Genomic DNA, 26,769 nt, shown 5'->3' on the forward strand with positions numbered 1-26,769 from the left:
CTCGCGGGCGATGCGCCGCCTCGAGGCCGGTTCGTAGCGTCGAGGCATGTCAATCGGAATCCGTGTTCTGCTCCTCGCGATCGGCGGCGTCTCCGCCGCTGTCATCGCCGTCCTGACGCTGCTGCGCCTGCTCGCGCCCGACTTCGCACCGGAGGCCGCCATGCTGCTCCCATCGCTGGTCGGTCGCGTGGGCGGTCCGGCGGTGGATGCCGCCGTTACCCTGACTGCGGCGCTGGGCGCGCTCGCCGTGTTCGTGATCTCGGCTGCGGTGCCACGAAGCGAGCGGCTGCCCGCCGGCATCCGGTTCGCCGTGGTCCTCGCGGCCGCGTTGCTCGCGCTGGTCACTCCGGGCGGCGTGATCGCGGCGGCCGGGTACACGTTCGCGCTGCTGGTGGTGGTGGGCATCGTCGTTCTGATCGTCCTGCTCGTTCTGCGACGCCCCTGGATCGGTCTGCCGCTGGCGCTCGTCATGGCCGTCCTCATCGGCATCGCCGTCACCTCGCTGAAGGCGACCGAACTCGTCCCGGCGATCTTCGGCGCGCTGGAGGAGATCCTGCCGCGGATGCTGATGGCGCTCGCGCACCTCGCCGGTGCGGTGGCACTGCTCATCCCGGTCATCATCGACTCCCGCCGCACCCGCGGGAGGTTCGCACGGGGCGTGCAGCGGCATCGGGTCGCGATCACGGTGCTCGCGGCGATGTGCGCACTGCCGTACGTGATCGCCCGCGCGAGCTGGCTGACGCCGTGGCCGCTGTTCGGGGGAAGCGCGAACATGCTCAGTACACAGCCGGAGGTGCTGCTGACCGGGTTGCTCCTCGCGCTGGGGATGCTGGTCGGCGGTGTGCTCACGCTCGGCCTGGTGCTGCCGTGGGGCGAGCGATTCCCGCGGTGGCTGGTCGGGCTCGGAGGGCGACCGGTGCCGCTGGCACTCGTGGTGGTTCCGGCGAGCATCGTGTCGGTGCTCTTCACCGTCGGCGGCGTCGAGATGGCGTTCTTCTCCGTCGGCGGCACAGTGGAGGCGGCGAGCGTCGTGCTGCTCCTGGCGGTGCTGCCGTTCTGGCTGTGGGGTCCGCTGCTCGGGCTCGCTACCTGGGCCTACGCGATGAAGCGGATGGCGTCGGATCTCGACGTGCGAGCGCGGCTCAGCATCCGCTGACCGGAGTGCGTGGCTCAGGGCAGGTCGGGCTCGCCGCCGGCGTTGAGGTAGGCCTCGTACTCCTCGCCGGCGGTGCGCATCTGCGCCTCGTCCACCCTCGGGATGTCCGGGAGCAGGTAGGGCCGGAACAGAGTGGTGCCGTCGAAGCACTCGACGTCGTTGTGCCAGTCGTCATCGCGCGTCGGATTCCAGACGCACGACCAGATGCCGGGGCTCGGGTCTGTCGTGGGATCGGTGTCGCTCATCAGCTTCGTCGCCGGAGAGGCCAGGTGCGAGGCCGCCATTCGGAACAGGTCGGGTTGCCCGTTGTACGTCCAGATCCCGAAGCCGACCACGGCGACGATGAGCAGCGAGACTAGGCGCGTGCCGACCGATGTGCCGCGCGCGCGACGTCGTTGATTCCCCACAGCGCCTCCCCAGGCTCAGCACGAGCATAGCGATCGACCCCGTTGCCGACCCACCAAGCCATCGGCGACCCACCAGGCGATTCGCGCGAGTTTGCTTGGTGGGTCGATGCTTGCCTGGTTGCTCGGCGGCGGCGGCGGGTCGGCGGGCAGGACGTGCCTACGCCGCGACCTTCGTCCAGGCGTCGGTGCGCACGCGCCAGCCGAGGGTGGCGAGTCGGGCGAGCAGGTAGATGCCGAAGAACGCTATCGCGAGCCAGAGCAGCCCGGCCGCGCCGTCGATGCCGGTGGCGGAGATGATCCACAGGGCGGGCAGGAACGGCACGAGGTTGAGCACCCCGACGATCGCGAGGTATCGGGCGTCGTTCGCGCCCATCAGCACGCCGTCGAGCACGAAGACGACTCCGGCGACGGGCTGTGCGATGGCGAGCACGATCAGGGCGGGCTGAACGAGTGCGGCGACGGCGGGATCCCCGGTGAAGACGATCCCGAGCACGCCGGACAGCGACCCGATGAGTGCCCCGACGACAACTCCGAACCACGCGCCCCAGGCGACCGTGCGGCGCAGCACCCGGTGCACCTCCGTCGGGTCGCCGGCTCCCAGACTCTTGCCGATCAGCGCCTGTGCAGCGATCGCGAGGGCGTCGAGTGCGAACGCGGCGGTGATGAAGAGGGTGAACGCGATCTGCCAGCCGGCGAGTTCCTGGGTGCCGATGCCGGTCGCGACTCCGACGGTCACGAGCAGAGCGGCGCGCAGGCTGACGCTGCGCAGGAACAGCCAGCCCCCCGAGCGTGCGGTGCCGCGCATGCCGGAGCGCTGCGCCTTCATCGAGGCGCCGTGGCGCAGGGCGAGGCGGCGGATGACGAAGACGTACGCGGCGACCATGCCCCACTGGGCGGTGACGGTGCCGAACGCGGAGCCGGCGATGCCCCAGCCGAGCCCGTAGATGAACAGCCAGTTCAGCAGGGCGTTGGCGCCGAAGCCGAGGCCTGCGATCCAGAGCGGGGTGACGGTGTTCTGCATCCCCCGCAGCAGACCGGTCGCGGCGAAGACGATGAGCATGGCGGGGAGGCCCCACATCGAGATCGCCAGATAGGTGCGGGCTTCGGTGGCGACGGCATCCGCGGGGCCGAACAGCGCGACCAGCCAGGGGGTCGAGACGGCGCCGATGATCGCGAGGACGGCACCGAGTCCGAGCGCGAACCACATGCCGTCGATGCCGACCGAGACGGCGTCGCCCGGCTTGCCCGCGCCGAAGCGGCGGGCGACGGCGGGCGTGGTCGAGTACGCGAGGAAGACCATCAGCCCGACGATCGTCTGCAGCACGGCGCTCGCGATGCCGAGCCCGGCGAGGGGAGTGGTGCCGAGGTGGCCGATCATCGCCGCGTCGAGGATGAGGAACAGCGGCTCCGCGACGAGCGCGCCCAGCGCCGGCACAGCCAGGTGCAGGATCTCGCGGTTCAGCGAGGCAGGAGCGGATGCGGGGGATGCCACTCCACGAGCCTATGGGGTGGCGCGGGACTGCCGGCCCCGCCGTGAGCCGTCGCTGTTCAGTGGTCAGTTGTTCAGAACGGACAGGCAGGTTCGGGCAGCGTGGTCTGTCTCGCGACTTCGGGTGTGGGGATGAACATGACGCGACGCGGTGGCGGGTCGGTATGGACCCGCCCCTGTGGAGTTGTCCATTCGATGGTGCGGTCGGGGAGCTGCCTTGCGGTCCATCGGTGAGCATCCGGTATCGAGGGATGCTTCAGAGGATGGTGGCTGTGGCAGAGGTCGGCGAGATTGTCGAGTGATGTCGGTCCGCCGAGCGCGTGATCCCAGGTGTGGTCGAGATCGCACCGCCGTGCGGGCACGCGGCACCCGGGGAACCGGCAGTGCTGGTCTCGGGCACGCAGGTGCCGCACCATGGCAGCGGTCGGGGTGTAGCTGTCGGTCTGGGTGACGACTCCGGTCGCATCGAGGAACAGCCGGGTCCAGAGCGTGGCGCGTCCGGCGAGGCGGCGGGCAACATCCGGATGCAGGGGACCCTCGTTGTCGAGCTGGGCGGGCTTGTCGTCCTCGCCGACGAGGGTGGTGGCGCTGATGGTCACCTGAACGTGCCCGGTGATGTTGCCGAGGCCCTCGCCGAAGACCGCAGACGGGTCGGATGCGAGGAGCAGGTCGGTGAGCAGATCCGCGCGCATCTGATCCATGGTGCGCGGGTCGTCGGGAACGTGGGTGATGGCGGCACTGTTCGGATCCGTCAGCGGATCCGTGTCCCGAGCGGCATCGATCGCAGCCCAGTACGCCTCGAGGTCGTCGGCGGTCGCAGGGAGCCAGATCTCGTGCTCCGCGGATTCCCCGGTGCGGGGGTCTTCGATCGTGATGGCATCGCGCTCGGCGTACTCGACGAAGTCGGCCTCGTCGTCGTCGGGGAAGACGGGACGGCGCTCTTCGGGGTGAGCGATGACGTGCTTCGCCGTCTGGGTGAGTCGGTCCATGATCGCCGCGACGACGTGTTCGGGCAGCACAGCCTGCAGCAGGGCGAGCCCGTCGCCGACGGGGCGGGAGGTTACGCACCGCTCTGCTTCGGCTGCCTTGTGCCGCTCGGTGACGGTGACGCCGGCGAGGGCGGCTGCGACCTCCCGCACGGCTGCGCGGGTGCGGGCCGGGGTGTCGTTCTCGGCGATCTCCAACGCGGCCGCCTCGTACAGTGTCAGCGTGCCCGCATCGACGTTGCCGGTGGCGATTGCCTCGTGGACGACCGATGCGGCACGAGTGATCTCTCGCACGTGCGCTCCCGTCACCCGTCCCTCAGCGAAGGATTCGGACAAAGCCGGGAAGTCCGCGAGGGCGTGCGCGTCGGCGAACGCGTAATCCATCGACCCTTTGGGCACGCGCCCTGCCACGGCATACTCCGCGATCATCGACCGCTGGATGGTGTCCCGATACCTCGGAGCCTCGGCCACCTCCGCATCCATCACGGCGATCCGCTGGGCCAGCAGACCCGCGGCCCTAGCTTCCAACCGGGCGATCTGCCGACGCGTCTCCAGCCACTCGTCAAGCAGCACGAGGTGCTGCGAGAGGGTGGGGAGCGCGTCGGTGGCCATGCTTCGAGTGTAGTACATAAGTTCGAAGAATGGAAGGCTTGGGCGACACTTTCTGGATGGCTTTGGGCGCCCTCGAGGGGGCGGATCGACCCAGTTGTACCCTGGAATGACCAGTCGTGAGGTGTGTGATGACCGAGCCGAAGAAGGATCCGGATGCCGTGGAGCCGGCGAAGCCGCCCATGGTGCTCAACGCGCAGAACAAGGCCGAGTTCGTCGAGACGGCGATTCAGCTCGCGATCAGGCGCGGCGACTTCGACGATCTGCCCGGGGCGGGCAAGCCGATCGAGGGTCTCGGCACGCATCATGATCCGGACTGGTGGATCCGCCGCAAGATCGAGACGGAGAACCTGTCGGGTCTCGGCCCTCCCGCGCTGCTGCTGCGCACCGAGGATCGCGGACTGGACGATGAACTCGATCAGCTCGGTCGCGAGGAGGACGTGCGCGCAGTCGTCGAGGACTTCAACCGCCGTGTGATCGAGGCGCGTCGGCAGCTGGCCGGCGGCCCGCCGGTGGTGACGAAGACGCGCGATGCGGATGCCGAGGTCGCGGCCTGGCGGGAGCGCCGGGAGGCTGGGCGAACGGCGGAGAAGGCGGATGCCACGGCATCCGAGGCGGCGGATGCCAGACGCCGAGGTCTACGCGGATGGCTACGGCGCTGATGCTGGAAGCGATGGATTTGAGAGCGCTCCCGACCTGTGGACGTCTACGCGGGTAACGACCGTGAGGAATTCTGGACTGCGTCCGATATACCGGTTCACCCGGTCGTGACCAGAACGTGATGATTGCCACTTGTGAAGAACCAGCTGTGAGGCCAGTATGTGGTCAGGAGCCGAACCAGCTGGGGAGACGGCGGCTCCACACTCTGGGGACGGAATGGTTTTAGGCGCTGCTGGGGCGCGCCGGCCACAGAGCTACCCATTCTCCGTCACCCCGGAGGGAACACTCTGTCATGCGCACTATTCACCGCCTCATCGAGGCAAAGAAGGCTCAGCGCGAAGAAGAGGGCAAGGACGCCGGCTTCTCGCTCATCGAGCTGATCATCGTCATTGTGATCCTGGGCATCCTGGTCGCGATCGCGATTCCGCTGATCGGCAACCTGCAGACCCAGGCGCTGAAGAACTCCGCACAGGCCGCGGCCGCTAATGCGGCGACGCAAGCATCTGCTCAAATCACACAGAACGCGACAGCAACCCTTCCGACGGATGCGAGCACTGCCACGGAGTTCACGATGGCCTGGAATGACGGAACAACGACGACCACCACTGTCCCGACAAAGGTTGAAGACGTCTGCGTGACCGCAACAGCCAAGGATGACACCAACATCGTCGGTAAGTCGGGCCCCGGCTGCTGATCGCCATCTGAGATCTGAGGCGGAGGCTCACTCGCAGCCTCCGCTTCAGTGACCCACAAGGATCTGCCATGTCTTCCCACGCCCGACCGGACGACGATGGCTTCGGCCTGATCGAAGCCGTCATCGCGATGGTGCTTATTGCCGTCATCGCGATGGCTCTTGCGCCGTTACTGATCAACGGCCTGCGCTATTCAAGTGAGCAATCGACAGTTGCGACGGCGACCAGGCAATTGAACTCGCTTGTCGAGCAGGCGCGCGAATCCGGTGACTGTGCAGCGATCACGACAGCTGCCGCATCACACTCCTATCCCGATGGTGTCGGGCGTGACTTCGACTCTTCCGGCGTCATCAACGGGACATGTGGCCCGGGCAAAGTCATCAGACTCACCCTGACTGCCATCCAGGGCGGGCGGCAACTTGCCGTGGCCGATGCTCTGTTCATTGTGCCGGCGCTGCCGGAGACGATTCCATGAATATCGATGACGAGTCCGGCCTGAGCCTGATCGAGTTGATCATCTACGTACTGATTCTCGGGGTGATCACGGCGGCGATCGCAATGCTCTTCATTAACACCCTGCAGACGGAGAAAAGCGTGCGCGATCAGACGGCCGCAACCACTCGAGGACAACTGATCTCTTCACAGATCGAGCGCGCCGTCCGAAACGCTGAAGCATTTGCCATTGAGGACGGCGGCGCAACTCTGAAGGTCAACAGTGTTGATCGAAACGGAACGACGCTCTGCCAGGGATTCACCTTCTCGGGCGGTGACGTTCGCATGGTGATCAGCGACTCACCATCGGCCACTCCGAGTTCATGGCCTGCGTGGCAGGACGGGGTAAAGAAGGATCCCGCCAAGCCGTACTTTTCAGCCAGTGGGGCAGATGCAGTCACCTACGCGTTCGACGCAACCAATCCCGACCTCGGGGGCTCGCCAGTCAGATTCACGGGGAATGTGTACATGCGAAATACAGCATCTGGGAGTGTGTCACCATGCTGGTGACGCGGCGGCTCATGGGCCGGGCGGACTCGAATGATGCTGGCGCGGCGCTCGTCGCGGTGATCATCATCATGGTCGTCGGCATGATCGCCGCAGCGACGATCGCAGCGGGCGTCGTTTTCGCGATGTCATCGAACGCATCGAACAAGGCCACAACTCAGGCATTCGTCGCAGCGGAGTCAGGTCGTGACGCAGCGCTCGACGCGGTCGTAGCTTCCTCTTGCAGTCTCACCGCTTCGAACAGCGATCCTGCCCATGGGCCAGTGTTCTACGCCACTGCCCAAACGGGTCCAGACGAGGCGAATCTCAGCGCAGCTTGCCCGACAGATTCGATATCAAGCGTGATCGAGATCACGTCCACAGGCTGGGGTTCCGATGGAAGCATGACCACGGTCAAGGCTCTCTATCAGCGTCCGATCACGTTCCAGAACCAGCCCGGCGGCACGCTCGCGTACTTCGCCGGCCAATTCAAGCTCACGCAATCCACCTTCGACGGCGACTTGGTGATCCGCGAAGGCAACTATGAGTGCAATTCGACGACCACGATCAACGGTGACCTGTGGGTGCCGAAAGGCAATCTGGAACTCTCGTCCAGCTGTGAGGTCACGGGCAACGTGTACGCCTTGGGTCTAGTCGAGGCGAAGGGATCGGGTACGACTATCGGCGGGAACATCGTCTCCGAGGGCAGCATCATCCTGGGTTCTACAGACGGGACGGTTGGGGGCGACGTCAATGCGGGTGTGAACATCACAGTCAAGGGCATGACTGTCGCAGGCAGTGCGACTGCGGGCGGCAGCGTCACGGTCGACTCCGGGGTTATCACTGGGGGTTACAAGGTAACGACGCCTCTCCCCGTCGGCGCTATCACGCCGAGTCTGCAAGCGGTGTACGACATGACGACCTGGGTTGACTTCCCATCCACGCGCGACTCCTGGGGTACAGACGTGGATTGGAAGAACGGGACTTGCTCCGGGAATGCTTTCACTGATGCCACGAGATCGCCAGCTCCGGGCAAGAACCGCCTCGGAATCGACTACACCTTGTGCACGGGAACGATCAGTATCTCCGTCACAGGCGCGACCTCAATCGGCCGAGATGTGATCTTCCTGTTCCCGCCGAACGCGAAGATGGATCTGACTCTCGGGACTCTCATCGGGGCGACTCCGAAGCCGCAGCTGCTCTTCATTCATGCGGACAACGTCCCCGATCGTCAGGTCACCTGCTCTACCTCCGTTGGGTCCGGGGGAGATGCGCTCGAAAGTGTTGCGAACGATAGCGTCAAGATCCTGCTTTACACACCGTGTGGATTGTTCAAAGCGCCGAAGAAGGAAGGCTTCCACGGGCAGTACTACTCCGGGGACAGCGGCAGCGGCAAGCTGGAACAACCGGACTTCGTCTGCGCGCCCATGACCTGGGAGCCACGGCTCGATCTCGGGTGCAGGCTGTCTGACGGCGCCTCGGGCTCCGGCGACGTGGTGCGCACGCGGTTGGCGCCGACGCTCATCTCCCAGACTGAGGTGCCGCTGCCGGCTCCTTCGCCGACTCCCTTCGGGACCTGGGCGCCGACCTCATGACCCCTGCGATCGTCTTCGTAACCGTCTTCGCGGCACTCTTCGGCCTCGCGATCGGGTCGTTCCTCAACGTCGTGGCGTACCGGCTGCCGAGGAAGATCTCGCTCCTTCGGGAGAGCAGGTGCCCGAACTGCCGGGCGCGGATCCGCTGGTACCAGAACATCCCGGTGCTGTCGTGGTTCGCACTCAAGGGCCGCTGCGCCACCTGCTGGGAGCGCATCTCCCCGCGCTACGCCATCGTCGAGGGCGCGACCGGCCTGCTGTTCGCACTCGTCGCGCTGGGCGTCATCTTCGGACGCCCCCTCGATCTGCGCCCGGTGGACGGCTCGCTGTGGTTCACCTCCGCCGAGTTCTGGGGCATCCTGCTCACCCTCGAGGTCTTCGCCGCATTCAGCGTCGTGCTGACGCTCATCGACCTCGACAGCAAACGCCTGCCGAACACGATCGTGCTGCCCGGATGGGCCGCGATCATCGTGCTGCTGCTGGTCACCACGCTGCTGACTCGTTTCGTCTCGCCTGCGGCTCGCTCAACGACCGGGGAATCGCTCGACACCTGGTGGCCGTTCCTGCGGGCACTCATCGGCGGGGCCGCGCTGTTCCTCTTCTACTACGTCGTCCGGCTGATCAGCCCGCGCGGCATGGGCGGCGGAGACGTGAAGCTCGCCGGCCTCGTCGGCACGATGCTCGGCTGGTTCGGGTGGGGAGCCCTCGTCTTCGGCGCATTTGCGGCCTTCGTGCTCGGCGCCGCCTACGGCGGCATCCTGCTGCTGACCAGACGTGCGAAACGTAAATCGGCGATCCCATTCGGCCCCTGGATCCTCTTGGGTGCCTGGGCCGGGATCGTCGTCGGAGAACCGATAGGACGCTGGTACGTCGGACTCATGAGCTGAGGGGCTCTAGGGCGAGAAGGGGACAACAGAATGAGCAGCACACAGATCGGTGTCGAGATCACCGAAGAGAGCGTGCGCGCCGTGGAGGTGACGGGCGGACGTTCACCGCGCGTGCTCGCCTTCGGCGAGGTCGCGCTGCCACCGGATTCCGCGAAGGACTCCGAGATCGTCGACGAGGGAGCCGTCGCCGTGGCACTGCGTCAGCTCTGGTCGACCGCACGGTTCAAGAGCCGCAAGGTCACCCTCGGCATCGCCAGCAGGCGCGTGCTGGTGCGCGAGTACAGCACCACCGCGATGCCGCCCGACATGCTGCGCAAGGCCCTGCCCTTCCAGGTGCAGGATCTGCTGCCCGTGCCGGTCGACCAGGCGGTGCTCGACTACTACCCCGACCGCCCAGCACGGCGACCAGCTGCACGGTCTGCTCGTCGCCGCCGTCGCAGAGACCATCGAGCAGTTGATCTCCGCGTTCACCCGCACCAAGCTCCGGGTGCAGGATGTCGACCTCACCGCCTTCGCGCTCGCCCGCGCCGCCCGCGTCGCCGCACCGCAGGGCACGGTCGCCGCCATCCACGTGGGCGACCACACCACGCAGGTCGTGATCATGCGCGACGGCATCCCCGAGTTCGTGCGTCTGCTTCCGGCCGATCTGTCCACCGCCGCCGTGCGCCGACGCTCTGCGGTGCTCGCCATCACCGACGACGGCACCCCGATGTCGACCGTGCGAGACATCGCGAACACCGTCGATCCCGCCCGGATGCACGGAGGCGAGGACCTGAGTGGATCGGCCGGTATCGTCCCTCGCGGCGCTCTGCGCGGAGACGTGGGCAGTCGCCCGGTCTCCGACCTGCTCGCCCGGCTGCACAGCACACTCTCCTTCTATGCGAACAGGCCCGGTGCGACGGCGATCCAGCAGATCCTGCTCACCGGAGCCGGCGCCGCCGTAGACGGCGTGCACCCCGGGCTGCAGGAGAAGAGCCAGGCGCCCGTGCGCGTGATCTCGCTCACCGATGTCGCCGCCGTCCGCGACGCGCATCCCTCCGGAGAGCTCGCGATGAACCTCGTGAGCACCGTCGGTCTCGCCCTCGGAAAGGACAGCTGATGTCCAGCACAGCATCCGTGCCGCACACCGGCATTCCACGCGTCAGCCTGCTGCCGCCGTCCGAGGTGGCTCGCCGCGAACGCGACAAGGTCGGCGACCGCTGGATCTGGATCGGCATCGTGGCCGTGATCGTCTCGGGCCTGCTGGTTGCCGGCGCCTGGCTCTGGAACCAGTACGCCCAGCTGCAGCTGTCCGCCGAGCAGAGCCGCACGACCACCCTCATCCAGCAGATCGGTGGACTCTCCGAGGTCAGCGGCGCGCTCGCCACCGACCGTGAGCTGCGCTCCTATCTCGCCGAGGCGATGGGATCGGACATCGTCTGGCAGGGCGTGCGCACCAGCGTCGAATCGGCGCTGCCCGCCGACGTCACGCTGATCGGCTTCGACCTCGCGCCCGGGGCCCCTGCGGTGACCAAGCTCAGCGAAGAGGAGGCTCAGGGAGCCGTCGGACTGACCGGCACGCTCACGCTCGACAGCCCGAACACCCTGGACATCGCCTCGATCGCGCAGAAGCTCCGCTCCATCGGCGCCATCATGCTCAGCGACGCGAACGCGCTCACGCAGAGCAACGCCGAACAGAACAGGTACACCTACACGCTCGACGTCGGATTCGACCAGCGCATCTATACCGGGCGGTTCGCAGCCGAGGAGGCGAAGTGATGACCAAGCAGCTGATCACCCTCATCGGAGCCCTCGTCTCGGCGGCCGTGATCATCGCGGCCGTGGTGATCGGGGTCGTCCCGCTCGTCGGCGGCGTGTTCTCGGCCGACACCGAGCGCCAGCAGGTCGCCGCCACCAACGCGACCTACGAGACGCAGATCGCGACGCTCACCGCGCAGAAGGAGAAGCTCGCCGAGATCAACGCCGCGGTCGAGAAGTTGCGAGGTCAGGTGCCCGAGAAGCAGCTCCTCAACCAGGTGTTCGAGCGGATCTCGCTGGCCGCGACCTCGGCCGGAGTCACCGTCACCGCTGCCAACCGGGGTGACCTCGCCCCGTACGCACCCCGCACCGGAACTGCGGATGCCGCGGCATCCGTTCCCGCTCCCGTACCCACGCCGACCCCGACGACGGGCACCCCGATCGACGGGGCGAACGATGTCGCCGACAAAGCGGACGCGAACGTCGCGGATGCCGACGGCGCCACCGCCGACGGCGGGACGCCGGCACCCGCAGCACCGACTGCCGCAGCATCCGCGCGCGAACAGGTCGAGCTCAGCATCAGCGTCACCGCCCCCGACATGGCGAGCGCCTTCGCGTTCCTCGACGGCCTGCGCGCCGGACCGCGGGCGATCGCCATCGACACGGCCACGGTCTCGCAGTCGGGCGAGGGATTCTCGCTTCAGGTCACCGTGCTCGCATTCCTGCAGAACAGTGGAGGCGAGTGAGATGACCGTCATCCTGACCGACCTGCTGCGCATCGGAGCCCGCTCCGGAGCATCCGATGTGCACATCACCGCCGACGCCCCGCCGCTGATGCGCGTGGACGGCGACCTGGTCGACATCCCCCGGCATCCCGAGATCCTCACCGAGGACTGGGTGCGCGCCGCCGCCTTCGACCTGATGAACGAGGGCCAGCGAGACGACTTCGAGATCCACCACGAGGTCGACCTCGCGCACGCCGCCGAGGGCATCGGCCGGTTCCGCGTGAACGTGTTCCGCCAGCTCGGCGCGATCGCCATGGCGCTGCGCTTCATCCCGGACCGCGTCTTCACGCTCGAGGAGCTCGGCGCGCCCGCGATCGCTCGCGACCTGGCCCTGCGGCCGCGCGGCCTCGTGCTGCTGACCGGGCCCACCGGCTCGGGTAAGTCGACCACGCTCACCGCGATGGTCGACATCATCAACAGCACGCGCCCGGTGCACATCGTCACCATCGAGGACCCGATCGAGTTCCACCACACCAGCCGCCGTGCGCTGATCCACCAGCGCGAGGTCGGCAGCGACACGAGCTCGTTCGCCGAGGCGCTGCGCCGCGTGCTGCGCCAGGACCCCGACGTGATCCTGGTCGGCGAGCTGCGCGACCCCGAGTCGATCATGACGGCCCTGTCCGCCGCCGAGACCGGCCACCTGGTGCTCTCCACCCTGCACACGCAGGGCGCGGGCAAGTCGGTCAACCGCATCGTCGACGTGTTCCCCGCCGACCAGCAGCATCAGATCCGCTCGCAGCTCGGCGACACCCTGCAGGGCATCATCAGCCAGACCCTGCTGCCCCGGGCGCAGTCCAACGGACGCACGATCGCGACCGAGGTGCTCACCAACACCCCTGCCGTCGCGAACCTCATCCGAGAGGGACAGGTCGCTCAGCTGTACACGGCCATGCAGGCCGGAGCCACTGACGGCATGCACACCCTCGATCAGGATCTGCGCCGTCTCGTCGGCGAGGGCGCAGTGTCGGCCGCGGTCGCGCGCACCTTCGCCACCGACCCGGCATCCCTCGACGGCGTGCACGTGCGTCCTGCCGACCTGGATGCCGAATCCTGGTCGCACTATGCGGTCGATCAGCAGCTCGAAGAGTGGGGGTCATGATGGCGACCATGCAGGAGTGGCAGTACCAGGCGATCGACCCGGGCACCACGAAGCTACTGAAGGGGACGATGGATGCCGCGAGCGAAGGCGCCGTCACCGCCAAGCTGCGCGCCCAGGGTCTGATGCCAGTGGAGCTCGCTCCGGTCGAGAAGACCGGTCTGCGTCGCGAGATCACCCTGCCCAGCATCAACCGCGGCGTCTCGGCGAAGACCCTCGCGATCTTCGCCCGCCAGATGTCCGCACTGATCAACGCCGGCCTGCCGCTGATGCGCACCCTCAACGTCCTCGCCGAGCAGACCTCCGACAAGAGGCTGAAGACGGTGCTGGGCACGGTGTCGAACGATGTGGAGAGCGGCTCGTCGCTGTCGGCGTCGCTGCAACGGCATCCGCTGGTCTTCCCGCCTCTCATGGTCTCGATCGTGCGCGTCGGCGAGTCCGGCGGCTTCCTCGGTGCCGCGCTGACATCCATCGCGGAGAACTATCAGAAGCAGTCCGAGCTGCACGGCAAGATCCGCTCGGCCACCACGTATCCTGCCGTCGTACTCGTGATCGCGATGATCGGCGTGCTCGTCATGGTGACGTTCATCGTGCCGGTGTTCGAGAACATGTTCAAGGGACTCGGCGGCCAGCTGCCGCTGCCCACGCAGATCCTCGTGACGATCTCGCACAACATGCTCTGGATCCTGCCGGCGCTGGTCGTCGTGATCGCCGTCGCGTGGATCTGGTGGGTGCGCAACCGCTACACGGACGGGTACCGGCGCATCGTCGATCCGATCAAGCTGCGCCTGCCGATCTTCGGGCCGCTCATCACCAAGATGGCGGTCGCCCGGTTCAGCCGGAACCTGTCGATGATGCTCGATGCCGGTGTGCCGATCATCCAGGCGCTGTCGATCGTCGGGCAGGCATCGAACAACTGGAAGATCGAGCAGACCGTGCGCGACATCCAGGAGTCGATCCGCGGCGGGCGCTCGTTCGCCGCGCCGCTGGCGAAGGCCGCGGTGTTCCCGACGATGGTGTCGCAGATGGTCGCCGTCGGCGAGGAATCGGGCACGCTCACCCAGATGCTCGGCAGCATCGCCGACTTCTACGAGGACGAGGTCGAGACCGCCACCGAACAGCTGTCCTCGCTCATCGAGCCGGTGCTCATCGTGGGCCTGGGCGTGATCATCGGCGGCATGGTGGTCTCGCTCTACCTGCCGATCTTCACGCTGTACGGAGACATCGCGAAGCAGTAACCCTTCGACAGGCTCAGTGCCCTTCGACAGGCTCAGGGACCCAGTGGGTTGCTGAGCCTGTCGAAGCACATCACACCGAGACGCGCAGCACCTCTTCGATCGTCGTGATGCCGTCGGCGACCTTCACCCAGCCGTCGTCGCGCAGCGCGATCATGCACTGCTCCAGCGCCAGTTCGCGCAGGTCGGCGCCGGTCGCCCGGCCCACCAGACGCTGCTCGATCTCGTCGGTCACCGTCATCACCTCGTGCAGGGCGACGCGGCCGCGGTAGCCGGTGTTCGAGCAGTTCGTGCACCCCACGGCGGTGTGCACCTCGGCATCCGCGATCATCTCCTCGGGCATGCCCACCTGCCGCAGCGTGTCGGCATCGCCGTCGAACGGGCGTCGGCACTTGGTGCACAGTCGCCGGGCGAGGCGCTGCGCGACCACGGCGCTCAGCGCCGTGGCCACCAGGAACGGCTCGGTGCCGATCTCGGTCAGTCGCGTCAGCGCGCTGGGCGCGTCGTTGGTGTGCAGGGTGGAGAGCACGAGGTGGCCGGTGAGGGCTGCCTCGACCGAGATCGCCGCGGTCTCGCGGTCGCGGATCTCGCCGACCAGCACCACGTCGGGGTCCGAGCGCAGGATCGACCGCAGCGCGGTGGCGAAGGTGAGTCCGGCACGGGGATTGACCTGCACCTGGTTGATGCCGGGGATGCGGTACTCCACCGGATCCTCGACGGTGATCACGTTCACGCGCGGGTTGGCGACCGTGCGCAGCGCCGTGTACAGCGTGGTCGACTTGCCCGACCCGGTCGGACCGGTCACCAGGATCATGCCGTGCGGGCGGGTGATCGCCTCGCGGAAGCGCGTGCCGTTCGTGTTCGAGAAGCGCAGGTCCTCCATGGTCATCACCTGGCCGGTGTTGTCGAGGATGCGCATCACGATCTTCTCGCCCCACACCGTCGGCAGCGTCGCCACGCGCAGGTCGACCGAGCGCCCCTCGTGCAGTACCGAGATGCGGCCGTCCTGCGGGACGCGCCGCTCGGCGATGTCGATCGACGACATGATCTTCAGGCGCGAGATCACGCCGTCCTGGATGCTGCGGTCGGCGCTCTGCATCTCGTGCAGCACGCCGTCGATGCGGAACCGCACCGTCAGCCGGTGCTCGCCGGGCTCGATGTGGATGTCGCTCGCCCGGTCGTTGATCGCCTGCGTGATCAGCAGGTTCACGAAGCGCACGACCGGCGCATCGGCGTCCTGATCGTCCAGGTGCTCGGTGAAGACGATGTCGGATGACGAGGACGATTCGCCGATCTGCTCGGACAGGTCGGTCAGCTCGCCGTCGGAGCGCAGGAAGCGCTCGAAGACCTGCGTCAGGGCATCCGCCGCCGCAACCACCGCGGTCACCCGCATATCGGTCAGGCTCGCCACGTCGTCCAGCGCGATGATGTCGGTCGGGTCTAGCATCGCGACCATCAGCTCGTCGCGCATCACCCGCAGCGGAATCAGCCGGTACCGGCGGCAGAGGTTGCCAGGCACCAGGGCGATCACCTCCGGGTCGAGCGGGTAGGTCGACAGGTCGATGTAGCGATGGTTGGTGGCCAGAGCGACCGCTTCGGCGACCTGGGCGTCCGTCACGGCACCGGTGCGCACCAGGTGCGGCCCGAGCTCGTCCCCTTCGCCCACCGCGGCCATCGCCGCAGACACATCCTCGGCCCTTGCGGCACCGGTCAGCACAAGAGTGTGCGCGAGTCCTCGCACGATGATCCCCATTCCCGCAGGCGTCCCCGGCCTGCCGGCGCCCGCATCCCCAGCAGAGCGTGCGCCTGGCATCATCTTACGACTGGGAGGGCTGAAATTGCAGGGTCTCCAGGGATTCTCTTACAGACTGCTCCAACGCCTCTTCGAGGTGACCGGCACGGAACGTGCGGGGGGAGACGCCGTTCACCCGGCGGAACTGTCGCGAGAAGTAGTAGGGGTCGGTGTAGCCGACGGCTTCGGCGATGTCCTGCACGCTCAGTCGGGTCGTCAGCAGCAGCTCGCGGGCCCGGGCACTGCGCAGTCGGGTGAGGTACTCGATGACCCCCATGCCCGTCGCGGACTTGAAAAGCGCGGCGAAATGCGAAGGGCTGAGATTCGCCATCTCGGCGAGCTCGGTGACTCCCGCCCTCGTGCCCAGGTTCTCGCGCAGATACGACATGGCGGCGTGCACGCGCGAGCCGGATCCGCTGCCGCCGCGCAGCCGGTCGGCGCGCAGGTGCGCGAGCAGGTGCCAGGCCGCGCCGGATGCCTCATAGAGCGAGGCGGCCGTGTCGTCGACGTCGAGCTTCTCGACCACCTGCGTGATCAGCGCCGTCGCCGCGTAGACGTCGTGCAGGCGAAGCACCGGGGATGCCGACCGGTCCTCCGGCTCGGGCAGCAGGTCGGCGACATCCTCGCCCGCCACGTGCATCCACCAGATGCTCCACGGATCACTCTGATCGGCGACGTACATGTGCGCCCTGCGCGCGGGGATGATCACGGCATCCCCCGCCGCGACGCGGTGCGTCGTGCCGTCCAGGATGACGCGCCCCGCGCCCGCGGTGCAGATGATGACGATCGTCTGCCTGGCTCCCGACGGCCGCACCCGGCCGTGGTCCGCCGCGTGCGGGAAGAAGCCGGCATCGGTCACGAGCAGCCGCTCCGTGATCGGGGCCGCGAGCGCAGCGGACGCTATCGGCGGGGGCAGCACGCGCAGGCGCTGCCCGGGGAATCCATCGCGGACGAGCATGGGGTGACTCTAACCCAGGATCAGAGGATCATCCAGGTATCTCCCGAGGAACGGACATTCAGTCGCCCGGGGCGACGTGCCTAACATTCCCGTATGGTCAATGCAGACAGTCAGCTCGAGCGGTATTCGCCGGTTCCTTCGGCCGCTCACCTGCCCGATGCCCTCACGATCACTCTCTGGGATTTCTCCTGGTATGTGCGCACGGGGGAGGGCGAGCCGTTCGCCGATCTGGATGCGGCTGCGGCGGAGGCCGTCGACCGCGGGTACAACACCATCCGCATCTGCGCGATGCCGTTCCTGCTGTTCGGTTCCGGTCTCGACACCTCGGACGTGTCGCTGGATCGCCTGGGCGGCGAGTACGCGCAGGGCGTGCGCTGGTACGACGTGAAGTCGCCGACCCGCTTCGACGGGCGCGCGCTGCTCACGGAGCTGTTCGAGGTGTGCCGCCGGCGCGGTCTGTTCGTGATCCTGTCGTCGTGGGAGTATCAGCAGTCCGCGTCGTTCTCGACGGATGACGCCTGGTGGCGCGCACTGGACGGCGTCGATCCCGAGCACCGGGCGGAGCGGCTCGCGGAATCGTTCTCGGCGATGATCGACTTCCTGCGCGAGCGCGGCCTGGACGACCGGGTTGCCTTCGTCGAGCTGCACAACGAGGTCACCACCGGTCACCTCGCCGATGGTCTGGGAGTCGACGACGAGGCCGCGCGCGTCATCGCCATCGAGCCGCGGCTGAGCCGTGGCATCCGTCGCTTCCACGACCTGCAGCCCGAGGTTCCCGTCACCGTCAACTACTCCCGGGTGCCGGTCGGCGCGATGCGTGCGATCCCGGCCGAAGCCGACGTCATCGTCGTGCACCCCTACGTGTACGGGGTGCTCGACGAGGTGACCGCGGCGTTCGATCTGCGCGGCTCGCTCGCCGAGTTCCCGCGCGAGGCGGTCGAAGCGGCCGGACTGCTGCGGCCCGGAGCCCCTGAGGCGACGTCGTGGGTGCTGCCCGCCGCGACCGCATGGAAGATGGACGCCACCATCGTCGGCAAGCCCGAGATCTTCATGCACGACTGGATGGATGCCGAGGCATTCGACCGCTACCTGTACGAGCGGTACGAGAGTCACCGTGTCGAGATGCACCGTGTGCTGTCGATCTGGCTCGAGGTCGCGGCCGATGCCGCGGCGGCCCGCGGGATCCCTCTGGTTCTGGGTGAGGGATGGGTTGGCTACACGCCGCTTCGCAGCTGGTTCGAAGAGGGACCTGTCGGCGCGGCGTACTGCCGATTCGCCGTCGCCGAGTCGGCGCGTGTGGGTGCGTGGGGAACGCTCGTGTGCTCGAACGCCGCACCTCACCATCCGATGTGGGGGGAGATTGCACTCCAGCAGGAGTGCAACGAGCTGTTCATCCAACGCCGGTCACAGCAGTGATCCGGCCGTCGTCGAGGAGGACGATCATGGCAGATAAATGGGAGATGTCACGGCGCGGGTTCCTGGTGAGCTCGCTGGGCGCGGGAGCACTGCTGCTCGCATCGTGCGCCACGGGCGGTACCGGGCCCAGCGGCGGCGGTGGGGGAGGAGGCGGCATCGTGCTGCAGTCCTCGCTCTCGGATCCGGCCCCGAAGAAGGCGCTCGAGAAGCTGGTCGCCGGATACAAGTCGGGAGGGGTCACCCTCAACACGGTCGCCATCGAGCAGTTCCGTGCGCAGCTGTCGACGTACCTGACCTCGGCGAACCCGCCGGACGTGCTCACCTGGTACGCCGGCTCCGTCGCGCGCGACTATGCGAGCAAGGACCTGCTGCTGGACATCTCCGATCTCTGGGAGGGGACGGGCGCGGCATCCGGATACTCCAAGGCGCTGAAGGACCTCTCCACCGCGGATGACGGCAAGCAGATCTTCATGCCCACCAACTACTACTGGTGGAGCGTGTTCTTCCTGAAGTCGCACTTCAAGGAGTGGGGCGTGCAGCCGCCGAACACGTGGGACGAGTTCATCTCGCTCTGCGACAAGCTCAAGAAGGACGGCATCCACCCGCTGGCCAACGGCATCGGATCCACGCCCTGGATGGCGTCGGGGTGGTTCGACATCCTCAACCTGCGCGTCAACGGCGCCGACTTCCACAAGGAGCTCCTCGCGGGAAAGCGCTCCTTCGACAGCGCCGAAGTGCGAAAGACCATGTCGTACTACGCGCAGCTCGTGCCGTACTTCGACCCGAACATGGCCTCGTACGCCTGGCAGGATGCGGTCACCCCGCTCGTGCAGGGCAAGGACGCCATGTACCTGACGGGTGCGTTCATCAGCCAGAACATCACCACCGGCGACCCCGACGACCTCGACTTCTTCACGGTCCCGGTCATCGACCCGTCGATCCCGCGCGCCGAGGAGGCGCCGACCGACGGCTACTTCGCCAGTGCCAAGACGAAGGACCCCAAGGCGACGAAGGAGTTCCTGTCGTTCCTGGCCAGCCCCGAGTCGCAGCAGCAGTTCATCGAGGCATCCCAGTCGTCGAACCTGCCCACCTCGCCCGACGTCGACGCCAGCAAGTTCTCTCCGCTTGTGAGGAAGGGTCTGGAGATGCTGAACAGCACCGAGCAGATCACGCAGTTCTTCAACCGCGACTCCTCCGACGCGCTGCAGACCACGGCGGATGCCGCGCTGACGAAGTTCCTCGCACAGCCCAAGGACGTCGACGCCATCCTCAAGGAGTGGCAGACGGCCGCTCAGCGGGTCTTCGACGCGTGAGCACCATGACTGCCGGCCGGACGGACGACGCCACGTCCCTGATCACCACGGGGCGGAGGCGCCGTGGACCCCGGCGGGTTCCTCCCCTGGTGTGGGCGTTCCTGCTCATCCCTCTGGTCATCGAACTGGCACTCGTCTTCTGGCCGGCGGTCAACAGCTTCTACATCTCGTTGACGAAATGGAACGGCGCGGGCACCCCGGAGTTCATCGGGTTCAAGAACTTCGAGAACCTGCTGAGCGACCCGGTGTTCGGCACCGCCTTCGTGAACAACGTGATCTGGGTGATCGGGTTCGGCGGCGCCTCGGTGGCACTCGGCCTCGCGCTCGCCGTCGCGCTGAACAAGCCCCGTCGTGGGGTGGGCTTCTATCGCAGTGCGATCTACCTGCCCATGGTCTTCTCGCTCGCCGTGACCGGCCTTTTCTGGCGGCTGCTCTACCAGCCCGACGGCGCGGTCAACACGTTCCTCGGCCTGATCGGCCTGGAGAGCTGGGAGAAGCAGTGGCTGGCAGATCCGAACCTCGCCCTCTACGCGGTGCTCATCGCCGCGGTGTGGCGCCAGGTCGGCTACATCATGGTGCTCTACCTCGCCGGGCTGAAGGGCGTCGACCCCGCCCTGGAAGAGGCAGCCGCCGTCGACGGCGCCAGCCCCTGGCAGCGCTTCTGGCGCATCGTGATGCCGCAGCTGAAGGGCGTCAGCTCGATCGTGTTCGCCGTCACGGTGATCGATTCGCTGCGCACCTTCGACATCGTGTGGGCCATGACCCGCGGTGGCCCGTACAACTCCTCGCAGCTGCTGTCGACGTACATGTATCAGACGAGCTTCAGCGTGGTGGATCTGGGGTACGGCTCGGCGATCGCCGTGGTGATCTTCCTGCTGGCGATCCTGTTCATCATCGGATACCTGGTGCGGGCATCGAAGGAGGAGGACTGAGATGAGCGCTACGACCGTCGCCGCTCCGGTGGCATCCGCCCCCTCGGCATCCATCCCGCCGGTGCGCCGCCGCCGCAGGCCATGGATCTTCCACGTCGTCATGACGCCGATCGCGATCCTCTGGATCCTGCCGCTCGCGTTCGTCGTGCTGGTGGCCTTCCGCACCTTCGCCGACCTGACCTCCAACGGTCTGGGCTCCCTGCCGCAGTCCTTCACCCTCGAGGGCTTCGTGACCGTCTTCCGCGACGGACTCGGCGGCGGCCAGGCGCTGATCAACAGCGTCATCGTCACCGGCTTCACCGTGGTGTTCTCGCTGCTGCTGGCATCCTGGGCGGCGTTCGCGCTCAGCAAGCACGACATCCCGGGACGGCGCGCAGTGCTGCTGGTGATGCTGGCCGGCAACCTGCTGCCGCCGCAGATCCTGCTGATCCCCGTCGCGCGCATCTGCGAGAGCCTCGGCATCGCCGACACGCTGCTCGCCCTGATCATCGTGCAGGTCGCCTTCGGACTGGGCTTCTACACGTTCGTGCTGCACGGCTTCATGCGCTCGCTGCCCGGTGAGATCTTCGAGGCGGCCAGGGTGGACGGCGCGGGCCCGCTGCGCACGTACCTGCAGATCCGCGATGCCGCTGTGCCGCCCGTCGCTCGCCGCGCTCGCCGCCTTGGCGACGACGTGGATCTGGAACGACCTGCTGTGGGCGCTGACCGTGCTGCGCAGCGAGTCGAAATTCCCGATCACCGCGGAGCTGCTGAACATCCAGGGCGGCTTCGTCAGTCAGTGGAACGTGGTCGCCGCCGGCGCCGTGATCGCGGCCATCCCCACCGCCATCGTGTTCTTCGTGTTCCAGAAGCAGTTCGTGTCTGGTCTCGCCATCGGATCGGGCAAGTAGATGGACAGGTCGCAGTGGACGCTCCGCACGGCGCGGACGCAGTACGTCATCAGCCACACCGCCGACGGGCGCAGCATCGTCCTGGATCACTGGGGCGCGCCGCTGGAGCGGGTGCCCGCGTACGAGCAGCCGGAGCGGGTGCTGACCCACGTCACCGAGACCGACGCGCTTCCCGTCGAGTACGCGTCGGACGGCCAGCGTCACACGGCCTTCACCGAGCTGCGCGTCGAGCGCGGTGACGCCGGCACAGGAGCGATCTGGACCTTCGACCCCTCCGCGCAGGTGACGACGGATGCCGCCGGCGACGAGCTGGTGCTGACCGCGGTCGATGAGACGGCGAGCGTGCGGCTTGCTTTGAGCTACCGCACCGACCACGCGCACGACGTCATCGCCCGGAAGATGCTGATCATCAACGACGGGCCGGACGCGATCACCCTGCCGCGGGCGTTCTCGGCGGGCTGGAACCTGCCGATCGGTCAGCGCGCGCGGGTCGAGTACCTCGCCGGATCATGGTCGAGGGAGTTCCAGCGCCGCCGCATCGACCTGGACTGGGGCACGTTCTCGATCGGCAGCAGTGACGGCATCACCGGTCTGCGATTCAGCCCCGTGGTGGCCGTCACCGGCCTCGACGACCACGAGCACGCCGTCCGCTCCGCACCTGCCGCCGGCTACGGGATCGCCCTGGCCTGGAGCGGATCGTGGCGGATGCAGATCGAATCCTCCTCGGTCGGCGAGCACCTGCGCGTCTCGACCGGAGTGGACGACCACACCACGACCGTCACCCTGCTGCCGGGGGAGCGGTTCGAGTCGCCGGAGAGTCTCGGCGTCTTCAGCGCAGAGGGCGCGGCCGAACTGCCGCAGCGCTGGCACGAGTACCAGCGCACCCTGCGCCGCGAGGTCGACCGACCCGTCGTCTACAACTCGTGGATGGCGACCGAGTTCGATGTGACCGTGCAGCATCAGTCGCAGCTCGCGCGCCTGGCTGCCGACATCGGAGTGGAGACCTTCGTCGTCGACGACGGCTGGTTCCTCGGTCGCACCGGCGACTCGACCGGACTGGGGGACTGGACACCCGACCCTGCCAAGTTCCCGCACGGGCTCGCCGAACTCGCAGACCTGGTCGGGGAGCTCGGCATGGACTTCGGGCTCTGGGTCGAGCCGGAGGCCGTCAGCCCCACCAGCAGGCTGTTCGCCGAGCATCCCGACTGGATCCACCGCGCCGAGGGGCGTCCGCTGCTCACCGTCCGCAACCAGTACGTGCTGGACTTCGGCCGCCCCGAGGTCGTCGAGTGGGCCGAGGGGATGCTGCGCGACGTGCTGGGTTCCGCCCGCATCCGCTACCTGAAGTGGGACATGAACCGCACCGTCTCGGACGGCGGGCGTGCCGTCGATCCGCACGGCCGCGAGTGGGCGGTGCAGCACGCACGCGGCTACCACCGGGTGATGGATTTGCTGCGGCGGGAGTTCCCCGAGGTCGTGGTCGAGGCGTGCTCGTCCGGCGGCGGACGCATCGACAACGCGGTTCTGGCCGTGTCGGACGTGGTCTGGCCGAGCGACGAGGTCGGAGCGCGCGACCGACTCGTGATCCAGGACGGCTACCTGCGTGCGTACCCGGCGTGGGCGATGAGCTCCTGGGTGAGCGAGGACAGCGGCCATCGGGACCGCCGGCCGGTGACTCTCGGGTATCGCTTCGCCGTATCGATGTGCGGGATCCTCGGGATCGGAGCCGATCTGCTCGCCTGGTCGGCGGAGGAGCGCTCCGAGGCGGCGCGCATGACCGCGTTCTACAAGGACGTGCGCCGGATCGTGCAGGACGGCAGCGTCCGCACCACGGGAGCACCCGACCGCGATCTGTACACGGTGACGTTCCGGGGCCCGGACGATGACCCGCGGGTGCTCGTGTTCGTCTTCGACAGCGACCGGGATCGCGCCAGGGACCGCGAGGTCCCGCGCGTGCACCCCGAAGGGCTCGCGCCGGGCGTGACCTACCGGGTCGAGGCGACCGGAGAGAGCGTGACCGCGGAGTCGGCCGCAGCCTTCGGGGTGCGCGTGCCGTTCACCTGGGCCTCCGACGCAGAAGTACTGGTGCTGACACCAGCAGGTTGAGCGCGGGCGAGGGGATGTCGCCATGCGGCGGTGTCGATCATGCCCGCACAGAGGATTCGAACAAAGGAAGGGTGGCCGCAAGATGCCCCGCAGTGAGATCGTGCCCGACGAGATGGTGCGTGCCGAGACGGTGCGCCCGGTGCGCGACGAGCGCGACGTGCGCCCGCCCGCCGAGCTCCAGGCGCGCTTGGACGCGGGCGAGGCGATCGTGTGGGAGTCCGTGCTGACGCTGCCCACCTACGAGCCCGACGAGCCGGTGCGGTTCCCGATGTACCTCGACAACCGCGTGTACCAGGGCTCGAGCGGGCGGGTCTATCCGATGCCGTTCGTCGAGGGCGTGGCGCGCGAGCCCGTCGATCACGAATGGCGTGCCGTGCACCTCGAGAACGCGTACATCCGGGTGACGGTGCTGCCCGAGCTCGGCGGACGCATCTACACCGGCTACGACAAGACCACCGGCTACGACTTCTTCTACCGCAATCACGTCATCAAGCCGGCCCTCGTCGGCCTCGGCGGGCCGTGGATCAGCGGCGGAGTCGAGTTCAACTGGCCGCAGCATCACCGGCCGGGCACCTACCTCCCCACGGATGCCGACCTCGTGCTCGGCGACGACGGATCGGCGACCGTCTGGTGCCGCGATCACGACCCGTTCGCGCGGATGAACGGGACGCACGGCATCCGCCTGCACGCCGATCGCTCGGTGGTCGAGATCCTCGGCACCTTCCACAACCGCACCGAGCAGCCGCAGACGTTCCTCTGGTGGGCGAACGCGGCGGTGCGCGTGCACGACGACTACCAGTCCTTCTTCCCCCAGGACGTCGGCTTCGTCGCCGACCACGCTCGCCGGGCCATCACGTCCTTCCCGGCGGCCGACCGCCCCTACTACGGCGTCGACTACGCCGCCCGTGGACAGGAGACGCCGGGCGCGGATCGGATCGACCGCTACGCGAACATCCCCGTGCCCACCTCGTACATGGTGGTCGAGACGAAGGGCGAGTTCTTCGGCGGCTACGACCACGCGGCGGGCGCCGGTGTGGTGCACTGGGCCGACCGCCGCGTGTCGCCCGGCAAGAAGCAGTGGACCTGGGGCGATTCGCCCTTCGGGCACGCCTGGGACCGGCACCTGACCGACGGCGACGGACCGTACGTCGAGCTGATGGCAGGCGTCTACACCGACAATCAGCCCGATTTCACGTGGCTGCGCCCCGGTGAGGTCAAGCGGATGCGGCAGGTGTGGTTCCCGATCCCCGCCATCGGCATCGCCCATCAGGCGAACGAGGATGCCGCGGTGCACGTCGTGTTCGACGAGCCCGGCGTCGTCTCGGTGCGCACCGCCGTGACGCGACCGATGCGGGTCACCGTGCGGGTGTCGGTGGACGGTGCCGAGCTCGACGCGCACGAGGTGACGCTCGAGCCGGGTCAGGTCGACACGCATCTGGTCACCCTGCCCGACGGTGCGGATGCCACGGCTGTGCGCGTGCAGCTCGACGAGGGCGCGCACACGGTGCTGGAGTGGCGCCTGTGCGAGCCGAGCGACGAGGAGCCGTGGCTGGCGACCGTGCCGCCGCTGCCCGAGGACACGGAGACCGTCGACGAGCTCTACCTCACCGGTCTGCACCTCGAGCAGTACCGGCATCCCACGCGGCTTCCCGCGCCGTACTGGGAAGAGGCGATCCGACGCGATCCGGGGGACTCCCGCTCCCGCCTGGCGCTGGCCTGGCGAGCCTACCGCAGTGGCCGGCACGCGCTCGCCGAGGAGCACCTGCGCATCTCGATCGCGCGCCAGACCGCCCGCAACGAGCGGCTGCGCGACACCGAGCCGTACTACCTGCTCGGCCTCGTGCTCATCCGACTCGGTCGAGACGAGGAGGCCCTGGAGGTGCTCGGACGCGCCGCGTGGGACGGCGCCTGGCATCGCGCCGCGACGTTCGAGGGCGCCTGCCTGCTCGCACGCCAGGGCAGGACCGCCCTGGCCCGGCGCGACGCCGAGGATGCGGCGCTGAACGGTGTCGAACCCCGCCTGACCGCGCTGCGGGTCGTGCTCGCCCGGCGCGAGGGCGATCGGGATGCCGCCGACCGGATGCTGCGCGAGGAGATCTCCCGGGGCATCCCGGACGACCTGATCCGCCATCTCGCCGACGGCTCGCTGCCCGAGGATGGGCTTCGGCTGCTCGACCTCGCCGTCGACCTGGATCATCTCGGCGAGACCGATGCGGCGCTCTCGGTGCTCCGCTCCGCCGCGATCGCGCCGGCGACGACCACCGGTAATGCCGCGCCGGTGGCCTACTATCTGCGCGCCGCGCTGCTCGACGGCCTTGGCCGTGTCGACGAGGCCGTCCAGGCGCGGCAGGACGCCCGGGCCGCGGATCGCCGGTGGGCCTTCCCGTCCGGACTCGATGCTCAGGATGCTCTCGTCGCCGCGCTCCGCGCCGAACCCGGCGACCCGGTGGCTGCCGGACTGCTCGGCGAGCTGCTGTATCAGGAAGGACGGCGCACCGAGGCGGCGCAACTGTGGGAGCGTGCAGTTCAGAACGGGTCCGACGATCCCGTGGTCCTGCGCAACGCCGGCCTGGCCGCCTACAACGTGACGCACGACGACGCCCTCGCTTGGCGGCGCTACGAGCAGGCGCGTACCGCGGATCCCGACGACGCCCGACTCCTCTCGGAGCAGGACCAGCTCGCCGCCAAGCTCGGCCATCCTGCGCAGGAGCGTCTCGCGCGACTGCAGGGCGCGCTGCCGCTGGTCGACAGCCGCGACGACCTCGCCATCGCGTACGCCGACCTGCTGCGCCTGACCGGCGATCCCGCGGGTGCGCTGGAGTGGATGGACTCCCGTCGGTTCCAGCCGTGGGAGGGCGGCGAGGGCCGTGCGCTCGCGGCCTGGGATGCCGCGCGTGACGCGCTCGGGATGCCGCAGATCGATCCGCCGGACAGTCTGGGCGAGCACCGTCCGGTGCACGTGCCACCCGTGGCCGTGCACGAGGACGGCAGCACCGACTACTTCGCCACGAGCCTGCCGGAATCGCTGCTGTTCCACCGGCGGGAGTGAG

Annotated in this window: 24 protein-coding genes; 18 read left to right on the plus strand and 6 right to left on the minus strand. The window is 68.0% G+C overall.

All coding sequences use genetic code 11. The features are described from left to right. The first annotated feature begins 46 nt into the window (after positions 1 to 46). Positions 47 to 1,156: a hypothetical protein gene (locus tag QF046_RS12870; RefSeq protein ID WP_307370413.1), complete on the plus strand. Its 1,110-nt coding sequence runs from the start codon at positions 47 to 49 to the stop codon at positions 1,154 to 1,156. A gap of 14 nt (positions 1,157 to 1,170) precedes the next feature. On the opposite strand, the gene QF046_RS12875 is transcribed toward QF046_RS12870, so the two are convergent. From QF046_RS12875 to QF046_RS12885, 3 genes are all read right to left on the minus strand, one after another. After that, a complete protein-coding gene (locus QF046_RS12875) occupies positions 1,171 to 1,563 on the minus strand; it encodes a hypothetical protein (protein ID WP_307370416.1) in 393 nt (130 codons plus the stop codon). Positions 1,564 to 1,720: 157 nt separating this feature from the next. Beyond that, the gene (locus tag QF046_RS12880; protein WP_307370418.1) at positions 1,721 to 3,055 is read right to left on the minus strand and encodes an MATE family efflux transporter; all 1,335 of its coding nucleotides are present in this window, start codon (positions 3,053 to 3,055) and stop codon (positions 1,721 to 1,723) included. A 71-nt stretch (positions 3,056 to 3,126) separates the two neighbouring features. Beyond that, on the minus strand, positions 3,127 to 4,650 hold the full coding sequence (locus QF046_RS12885; RefSeq protein WP_307370420.1) for an HNH endonuclease signature motif containing protein: 1,524 nt from the start codon (positions 4,648 to 4,650) through the stop codon (positions 3,127 to 3,129). Positions 4,651 to 4,778: 128 nt separating this feature from the next. Here QF046_RS12885 and QF046_RS12890 point away from each other — a divergent pair, with 128 nt between their 5' ends. The 6 genes from QF046_RS12890 to QF046_RS12915 all read left to right on the plus strand — a co-directional run bounded on the left by QF046_RS12890 (position 4,779) and on the right by QF046_RS12915 (position 9,459). Next, a complete protein-coding gene (locus QF046_RS12890) occupies positions 4,779 to 5,309 on the plus strand; it encodes a DUF1992 domain-containing protein (RefSeq protein WP_373425731.1) in 531 nt (176 codons plus the stop codon). 290 nt (positions 5,310 to 5,599) lie between these two features. Further along, the gene (locus tag QF046_RS12895; protein ID WP_307370423.1) at positions 5,600 to 6,001 is read left to right on the plus strand and encodes a prepilin-type N-terminal cleavage/methylation domain-containing protein; all 402 of its coding nucleotides are present in this window, start codon (positions 5,600 to 5,602) and stop codon (positions 5,999 to 6,001) included. 68 nt (positions 6,002 to 6,069) lie between these two features. Beyond that, positions 6,070 to 6,474, plus strand: coding sequence for a prepilin-type N-terminal cleavage/methylation domain-containing protein (locus tag QF046_RS12900; protein ID WP_307370425.1), 405 nt, complete (start codon positions 6,070 to 6,072; stop codon positions 6,472 to 6,474). Then, positions 6,471 to 7,001 carry a PilW family protein gene (locus QF046_RS12905; protein WP_307370428.1) on the plus strand — a complete coding sequence of 177 codons (531 nt, stop codon included), beginning with the start codon at positions 6,471 to 6,473 and terminating at the stop codon, positions 6,999 to 7,001. Before QF046_RS12900 ends, QF046_RS12905 begins: the two co-directional genes overlap by 4 nt. Then, positions 6,992 to 8,572: a hypothetical protein gene (locus tag QF046_RS12910; protein ID WP_307370430.1), complete on the plus strand. Its 1,581-nt coding sequence runs from the start codon at positions 6,992 to 6,994 to the stop codon at positions 8,570 to 8,572. Before QF046_RS12905 ends, QF046_RS12910 begins: the two co-directional genes overlap by 10 nt. Next, the gene (locus QF046_RS12915; protein ID WP_307370432.1) at positions 8,569 to 9,459 is read left to right on the plus strand and encodes an A24 family peptidase; all 891 of its coding nucleotides are present in this window, start codon (positions 8,569 to 8,571) and stop codon (positions 9,457 to 9,459) included. The genes QF046_RS12910 and QF046_RS12915 overlap by 4 nt, the downstream gene beginning before the upstream one ends. 102 nt (positions 9,460 to 9,561) lie before the next feature. On the opposite strand, the gene QF046_RS12920 is transcribed toward QF046_RS12915, so the two are convergent. Further along, entirely contained in the window at positions 9,562 to 9,930 is a 369-nt protein-coding gene (locus QF046_RS12920) for a hypothetical protein (protein WP_307370434.1), read from the minus strand. Here QF046_RS12920 and QF046_RS12925 point away from each other — a divergent pair. The 5 genes from QF046_RS12925 to QF046_RS12945 are packed head-to-tail and all read left to right on the plus strand — an operon-like array spanning position 9,914 to position 14,315. Further along, on the plus strand, positions 9,914 to 10,558 hold the full coding sequence (locus QF046_RS12925; RefSeq protein WP_307370437.1) for a hypothetical protein: 645 nt from the start codon (positions 9,914 to 9,916) through the stop codon (positions 10,556 to 10,558). The two genes, QF046_RS12920 and QF046_RS12925, sit on opposite strands and share 17 nt — an antisense overlap. Beyond that, on the plus strand, positions 10,558 to 11,217 hold the full coding sequence (locus QF046_RS12930) for a hypothetical protein (protein ID WP_307370439.1): 660 nt from the start codon (positions 10,558 to 10,560) through the stop codon (positions 11,215 to 11,217). Before QF046_RS12925 ends, QF046_RS12930 begins: the two co-directional genes overlap by 1 nt. Further along, the gene (locus QF046_RS12935; protein ID WP_307370443.1) at positions 11,217 to 11,942 is read left to right on the plus strand and encodes a hypothetical protein; all 726 of its coding nucleotides are present in this window, start codon (positions 11,217 to 11,219) and stop codon (positions 11,940 to 11,942) included. The genes QF046_RS12930 and QF046_RS12935 overlap by 1 nt, the downstream gene beginning before the upstream one ends. A gap of 1 nt (position 11,943) precedes the next feature. After that, positions 11,944 to 13,080: a type IV pilus twitching motility protein PilT gene (locus QF046_RS12940; RefSeq protein WP_307370444.1), complete on the plus strand. Its 1,137-nt coding sequence runs from the start codon at positions 11,944 to 11,946 to the stop codon at positions 13,078 to 13,080. Further along, a complete protein-coding gene (locus tag QF046_RS12945; protein ID WP_307370446.1) occupies positions 13,077 to 14,315 on the plus strand; it encodes a type II secretion system F family protein in 1,239 nt (412 codons plus the stop codon). The genes QF046_RS12940 and QF046_RS12945 overlap by 4 nt, the downstream gene beginning before the upstream one ends. A 70-nt stretch (positions 14,316 to 14,385) precedes the next feature. On the opposite strand, the gene QF046_RS12950 is transcribed toward QF046_RS12945, so the two are convergent. Both QF046_RS12950 and QF046_RS12955 read right to left on the minus strand, forming a co-directional pair. Beyond that, complete coding sequence (locus QF046_RS12950) at positions 14,386 to 16,065, minus strand: GspE/PulE family protein (protein WP_307370449.1); 1,680 nt, start codon at positions 16,063 to 16,065, stop codon at positions 14,386 to 14,388. Positions 16,066 to 16,129: 64 nt separating this feature from the next. Next, positions 16,130 to 17,062 carry an AraC family transcriptional regulator gene (locus tag QF046_RS12955; protein ID WP_307370452.1) on the minus strand — a complete coding sequence of 311 codons (933 nt, stop codon included), beginning with the start codon at positions 17,060 to 17,062 and terminating at the stop codon, positions 16,130 to 16,132. Positions 17,063 to 17,155: 93 nt separating this feature from the next. On the opposite strand from QF046_RS12955, the gene QF046_RS12960 reads away from it, so the two are divergent. The 6 genes from QF046_RS12960 to QF046_RS12985 all read left to right on the plus strand — a co-directional run bounded on the left by QF046_RS12960 (position 17,156) and on the right by QF046_RS12985 (position 26,768). Beyond that, entirely contained in the window at positions 17,156 to 18,478 is a 1,323-nt protein-coding gene (locus QF046_RS12960; protein WP_307370454.1) for a cellulase-like family protein, read from the plus strand. A 26-nt stretch (positions 18,479 to 18,504) separates the two neighbouring features. Next, positions 18,505 to 19,791 (plus strand): ABC transporter substrate-binding protein, encoded by a 1,287-nt coding sequence (locus QF046_RS12965; RefSeq protein WP_307370457.1) that lies wholly within the window; start codon positions 18,505 to 18,507, stop codon positions 19,789 to 19,791. A 5-nt stretch (positions 19,792 to 19,796) separates the two neighbouring features. Next, positions 19,797 to 20,723, plus strand: coding sequence for a carbohydrate ABC transporter permease (locus QF046_RS12970; RefSeq protein WP_307372837.1), 927 nt, complete (start codon positions 19,797 to 19,799; stop codon positions 20,721 to 20,723). Position 20,724: 1 nt separating this feature from the next. Next, positions 20,725 to 21,852: a carbohydrate ABC transporter permease gene (locus QF046_RS12975; RefSeq protein ID WP_307370460.1), complete on the plus strand. Its 1,128-nt coding sequence runs from the start codon at positions 20,725 to 20,727 to the stop codon at positions 21,850 to 21,852. Beyond that, a complete protein-coding gene (locus QF046_RS12980; protein ID WP_307372838.1) occupies positions 21,752 to 23,719 on the plus strand; it encodes an alpha-galactosidase in 1,968 nt (655 codons plus the stop codon). Before QF046_RS12975 ends, QF046_RS12980 begins: the two co-directional genes overlap by 101 nt. A gap of 82 nt (positions 23,720 to 23,801) precedes the next feature. Beyond that, the gene (locus QF046_RS12985) at positions 23,802 to 26,768 is read left to right on the plus strand and encodes a DUF5107 domain-containing protein (protein ID WP_307370463.1); all 2,967 of its coding nucleotides are present in this window, start codon (positions 23,802 to 23,804) and stop codon (positions 26,766 to 26,768) included. The last annotated feature ends 1 nt before the right edge of the window (position 26,769 follow it).

This window comes from Microbacterium sp. W4I4 (assembly GCF_030816235.1).
In the GTDB taxonomy this organism is placed as follows: Bacteria; Actinomycetota; Actinomycetes; order Actinomycetales; family Microbacteriaceae; genus Microbacterium.